The 1,612-nt window shown below is 37.5% G+C and carries 1 protein-coding gene; it reads right to left on the bottom strand.

Annotated elements, in window-relative coordinates:
• Positions 1-33: 33 nt before the first annotated feature.
• A complete protein-coding gene (locus tag C8K15_RS19955) occupies positions 34-1,494 on the bottom strand; it encodes an IS1182 family transposase (protein WP_108588127.1) in 1,461 nt (486 codons plus the stop codon).
• Between the last annotated feature and the right edge of the window lie 118 nt (positions 1,495-1,612).

The following is a 1,612-nucleotide window of genomic DNA, read 5'->3' as shown; positions in this document are numbered from 1 at the left end:
TCGAACGAAATGACGCCTTTTTCTTTGTATTACTTATTCTGATTCCTTCATTAAGGTCATAATTCGTTTGAGGTTTACCGCAAATATAGCCATGGCTCCTTGCATTTGCATGCCAAATAGACCCTTAGATGATGCTACATCATACCCGTGTCTGTGTTTCAATTCACTATTTTTCGCTTCTATCTTATAGCGTGTCTTTGCTTTTTCTTTAAATTTCTCACTATTTTGAAATGTTTCTTGATCAGTATGTTCTGTCGATTTTATCGTCACTGAATAGGTCTTACTTTTAGCACCTTCGGTGTAACAACCTTCACGAAACAGACAGACTTTACATTTTTCAATTTCAAAATAATAGGTTTGTCGTTGGTTTTTGCCTACATCTTTCTTAGAAGTGCGTGCTGTTCGAGTAGCCAAATGCCCAGCCTTACAAACGTACATACTTGCATCTTTATTAAACTCGAATTCTTCTTCTTTCGTGCGTCCGCCTTGTGTAATTTGGGGATTTAATTTCGACACTAATTCAAGATTATTTATTTTTGAATAGCGAATATTATCCTTTTCTGAATACGCTGCATCCCCAATTACTGTTTCAATTTCCATACCTGTTTCTTGGCTTTTTTCAATTAACTCTTGAAGGTGTTTTCCGTCACTCTGTTCACCTGTTGTAATGACCGCAGCGGTAATAATTCGTTCGTCATTCATCGCAATATGTGTTTTATAACCAAAGAAAGAGGAGTCCGCTGTTTTATGGCCAACTCGTGCATCTGAATCAGCCGAGAAATGGAGCTGCTCGGAATAATCTTCTATGACTTCCTTCAATACATTTACCTTCTCTTTGACTGCAGGTATTTGTGCAAGATGCGCCTCTTTTTCAATCACTGAAATTACTTGTTCACAATAAGCTAATTCGTCTTTTACTTCGTTAGAAGTTATTTTGGGCGGGAATTTTTCTTTCATCGATTCATCGATTTGATAGGCAGCTTTTCGAACATTTCTCGATTTTTCCATTAAAAATTCTTTCGGCGATTTTTGGTTATAACGTGCTTTTGTATGCGTAGCGTCCACGATAATCGATTTACTTTTGATGAGTTCTTTTTCCAGAGCAATTTCAACAGTCTTTTGAATGAGCATATCTAATAAGCGCACGTCCTGAAGACGAAGCCTGCGGAACTTCGTTAAAGAACTTGGGTCGATCACCGAAGCTTCTGGCGCCATATCAAGGAAATATTTAAACGACATATCGTATTTAGAGCGTTCCACGACATCGGCATCTGATAGGTCAAAGATGGATTTAAGCAATAAATATTTGAACATTCGAATTGGCGGCACTGCATTGCGACCGTTGTCGAGGCAATATTTATGTTTCAATTCTTCGAGCACAAAAGAAAAGTCGACAAGTTCATTGATTTGACGAAGCATATTATCTTTTGGCACAACAATATCGAAAATCGCCATATATGGGCTAAGGTTTAAAGATTCTTGATTGGAAATCATCGGGACACCACCTGAAATTAATACACTTATTATACAACAAAAAAAGCGAGCCCTTCCTCGATAAAAATCGAAGAAAGGCTCGCTTAATTTAAACAATATAGACTTTTTCAGTGGCCTC

Origin of the sequence: Paenisporosarcina sp. OV554 (assembly GCF_003058165.1) — a bacterium.
In the GTDB taxonomy this organism is placed as follows: Bacteria; Bacillota; Bacilli; order Bacillales_A; family Planococcaceae; genus Paenisporosarcina.
The sequence above is the reverse complement of the archived record's forward strand: the minus strand, read 5'-3'. Positions and strand labels throughout refer to the sequence as shown.